Genomic DNA, 4,054 nt, shown 5'->3' with positions numbered 1-4,054 from the left:
CCGTTTGGCCGCCGGGCTGGCCCCGGCTTCCGGGCGCTTCTGAACGCTGCCGGAAGCCGGAGAGCGAAAACCCCTGCGGGCTAGGCAGTGTCGTCACGAGATGAATTCCTTGGTATATCAAGGAGAACGAGCCTTTTATGCAGGGAGTGTACTCTTATGGTACCCGACCGGAATAAAAGGCGAAGTTCGACGCAGAGATACCGGGAAAGGCGCTCGTGACAACACTCTACATCTAGAGCATTTAACACTTGAAATGCTTGCTTACGGCAGGCAAAAGCCTGCCTACTCGCATTTCGTGGCAAGGATTTTCAGAAAAATCCTTGCAGAGCAGTTGACTCGTTTCATTCGTAAACTGCTCTAGAACACCGTCTGTCCGTCTACCCCGGTGGAAAGGGCCTTGAGGGCCTTGAGCACCAGCTCGCGCCGCAGATGCTTTTCGTCAGCGGCAGAAAGCTCGGGATTACCCAGGGGGTGCGGAATGGACACAGTAGGCACAATGCGGTTGGCCCCGATACTCAGGGAAATGGGCACGATGGTGCACATGTGGACCACGGGCACATCGGCGGCTTCTTCAATGGCCTTGGCGAGCGTTGCACCGCAACGCGTGCACGTTCCTCAGGTGGATGTGAGTATGACCCCGTCCACATGCGCGGCCTTGAGCTGCGAGCCGATCTCTGTTCCGAACTTGCGCGAGTTGGCTACAGATGTGCCGTTGCCCACGGTGGTGTAAAACACGTTATAGAGCTTGCCGATCTTGCCTTCCTTTTCCAGGTCGCGCAGCACGTCTATGGGCAGCACGCGGTCAGGGTCCTGATTGGCGTAGGTCTGGTCGTAGCCGCCGTGGGCCGTGAGATACCTGCCCTTTTCAAGGTCGGTAACGCCCTCGATGCTGTAGGCCCCGAAGTTCTGGGCCGACGAGGCCGCGATGTGGTCGGGGTTGCCTTCAGGCACAATGCCGCCGGAGGTAACCACGGCAATGGTGGCCCTGCTCATGTCGGCAATGGCCGGGCGCGGCTCCACGCGGTCAAACACGGGCATGGCGTATTCGGTCTTGAACTCTTCGCCCCTGACCTTCTTGATGAGCATGCGCACAGCGCGCTCGGCCCCGGGCTCGTCATAGAACATGTTCTTGCGGATGCCCCTGGGGAAAACGCCCTCGGCCGCCGGATCAGCGATTTCTTCGCCGCGCAGCAGCCTGAGCATCACGGCAGCCATCGCAGGCACGGCCTTGCCCATACCGCGTGCGCTGTCCGCTGTTTCCACAATGGTTACTTCCTTGCGGTACAGGTCCACGCCGGGGCTTTCACGGTACATGCCGCTTACCACGGGCAGGCCCAGCTGCTTGTTGACCGCGGCGCACACCGCGCCGCAGGCCGTGCCATAGCGGCCGGCGTTAAAAGCAGGCCCGGCGATGAGTCCGTCGGCCCCGAAGCTCTTGACGGTTTCCACCATCCTGGCGGCCACGGCGTCGAGATTGTTGGCGCAATAGTTATCGCCGCAGATAAAGGTTGCCACGATCTCGGCCTGATCGCCCAGAGCGGCCTTGAAGGCCATGCCGGGACCCACAATGCCCTCGCGTACTTCGGGGCTGACGTCGGCCTTGTCTTCACCGCCGATACCGGCAAAAAACTGATTTATATAATGCACAAGCTTATATGCCATGATAGTCTCCTGCTCCTTGAGCCGGACGCCCCTACAGGGTGCGGCCGCCGATGCGGTTAAAGCCCAGTTCGTTAGTGGCGCCGAGTATGGCCTGCAACTCCACTTCAAGACTGCCGTCTTCACGCACGGAGCCGAAAAAACCGCCGGCGATGGTTTCGGCAGGGGCCTGATCACCGATGATTTTCTTCATGGGCGGCAGGATGATGACTTCGTTGGCATTGCCGGCGGTCACGCAGGCATCGCCCTCGGGGCAGGAATCGGCCAGAGACTGGCTTGAGCCGTCGCGGCCTGCGAACTCATCGGTGATAAGCACGGTTCTGATGCCCGCCTGCTCGGACTTGCGGCAGTTCATGATGAGGTCGGCATCGGGATTGCCGAAGCCTTCCTCGCTGATGACCACGGCATCGACGCCCAGCATGCGCGCCAGCTTGACCGCATAGGAAGAGCTGCGCTTTTTGTCCGCCAGAGTCACGTTTTCATTGGTGATGATCACGCCGACAAAGTTCAGGTCCTTGCCGTGGTGTTCATACAGGCTGCGGATGACAGGATTGTTCAGGTGCACGTAGGTATTGTTCTTGTCGCAGGCGGACACGCAGTTGCCGGATATGATGGCCCCGTCCATAACTTCCGTGGGGCTGATCATGGTCGGCAGAATGCGCTTGGCGTCCACGCCGTAAACCCAGGTATCGTGCAGCAGCCCCTGGGATTGGAGCATGTAGATATAGGCCACCCTGGGCAGGCCGGGGTGGGCATGCATGGCTTCGCTGAAGGGCGGAAAATCAAACTCTTCCACCTTGTCCGCCACGGCATCCTTGCAGGCGGCGGCCAGATAGTGGGCCGTGCGCAGACCGGCCAGGCGGAAGCAGGCTTCGCACTGATGCGGCTCAAGGTCGGCGGCGGCGGACAGGGCAAGCGTCAGGTTGCAGGTCTTTGCAAAAGGGGTGTAGTCAGCGCCGGGGCCGCTCATGTCTACAATGCCCTCCTGCGGGGCCACCACGCGGCCCGTGGTCAGCACGGCCATGCCGGTCAGCACCAGAGTCTTGCCTTCACCGGCATTTTCCACATCGCCGATCCAGCCGGGAAACACCTCTCCCGGGCCTTCCAGCTTGCAGCGGGGTTCAATAGCGTCTTTCACGGGCATGATGCGCACGCTTTCTCCGGGGTGGGCGGCGTCAATCTCGACACTGCCGAGGCGTTCGTCCTGCCTGAGCAGGGCTGTCAGCTCTTCCCGATTGACGGTAAGCACTCCGTCACGGATGCCTGTGCGCGCGCCGAAGGCCAGCTTGCTGACCATGATGCGGTGTAGTTCCAACTTCACGTTACATCTCCTTTTCGTGCGGAAGCCGGGCCGGTTCTGAAACAGGCGGCCTCCAGTGGGGGGTCGAAAGGCTTGCGATGCTACAGTTCAAACTCTCGATAGTTGCGCGTAAAAGTTCCACGTCCACAAAGGCGCAGTCCCGCAATGCCCGGCCCTCAAGAGGGACGGGAGCGCGGCCGGCTGCGGCGGCATAACGGCCCTGAGCCCGCTCGATAAGCTCAAGGGAAGAGACATGCACCGGAGCGGAGGCGCTCAGGGAAGCGTCATGGTCGGAAAAAGAAAGGACGAGAGAACGATACGGCATCTGCCACGGCAAAAAATTGCCGTAGAGGGGATGATTGACAAGAAGCCAACCCTGGTGAATCAGGTCGCGCGCCGCGCGAACAACAGACGCGCCTCAACCCGAGATGAGCCTGATGCTCAAACCCACGGGCGACATGTCCTGAAAGCGGGGATTGTTGGTCACAAGGACGTGGAGCATAAGCGTACCTGATGTTTGATGGCACGCCCTGTCTCCACAAACGGATTCAGTAGCACGAGGATGCGCGATTCTTTTACCTGAGAGTTTCGGCCTGACGGCTTTGCCCCTTCGGTGCCCCTAGCTTTTTGATGGCTGGAGACTCTCTCACGCATTAACCATGACTAAGCAATGACCCATTGAGAAAAAAGTGTCAAGCCTGCCCGTATTAGATATTTTTTTCACAATGCCCGCACAGCAACGTTTTCAAGCCAACATACGGGATTATATGGCAATAAAAAATACCATTAGCGCCATATTTTTTATGGCAGCCTCGCAACGCAGCGCTTTTTTGCCAGGGGTATCTCAAACCGGCGCATAAAATTTCAGGGCAGGAACAGAGAAAATCGCGTGTTACGAAATGACAAAAACGGGACGGCGATGGATACTGCCGTCCCGTTCTGTTTTTATGCTGCAAGCGCTGTAGCAAGCGCCAGAACATCTTGAAATACCGTGCCTGAGGCACGTACGCCTTACAGGTTGGCGGCGTACCAGTCGCCTGCCAGGCGCAGCCCCTGCCGCACGTCAAAGCGGGGGGCATACCCCAGGCGCGTCTC

The 4,054-nt window shown here is 59.2% G+C and carries 2 protein-coding genes, 1 pseudogene and 1 riboswitch; all 3 genes and pseudogenes read right to left on the bottom strand.

What is annotated here, in order from left to right; all coding sequences use genetic code 11:
- Window positions 1–357 precede the first annotated feature (357 nt).
- Window positions 358–1,662 (bottom strand): glycine reductase complex component B subunit gamma, encoded by a 1,305-nt coding sequence (gene grdB / locus V6C16_RS08790; RefSeq protein WP_333543031.1) that lies wholly within the window; start codon window positions 1,660–1,662, stop codon window positions 358–360.
- A gap of 31 nt (window positions 1,663–1,693) precedes the next feature.
- A complete protein-coding gene (gene grdE, locus V6C16_RS08785) occupies window positions 1,694–2,980 on the bottom strand; it encodes a glycine reductase complex component B subunits alpha/beta (protein ID WP_333543030.1) in 1,287 nt (428 codons plus the stop codon).
- Between the two features lies 1 nt (window position 2,981).
- Window positions 2,982–3,356, bottom strand: a pseudogene (locus tag V6C16_RS08780) (GrdX family protein); the annotation flags it as partial.
- 160 nt (window positions 3,357–3,516) lie between these two features.
- Window positions 3,517–3,618: riboswitch (glycine riboswitch) on the bottom strand.
- Between the last annotated feature and the right edge of the window lie 436 nt (window positions 3,619–4,054).

The sequence above is a fragment of the Desulfovibrio sp. 1188_IL3213 genome, assembly GCF_036763145.1.
Classification (GTDB): Bacteria; Desulfobacterota; Desulfovibrionia; order Desulfovibrionales; family Desulfovibrionaceae; genus Desulfovibrio.
This window is presented reverse-complemented; position numbering and strand designations above follow the sequence as displayed.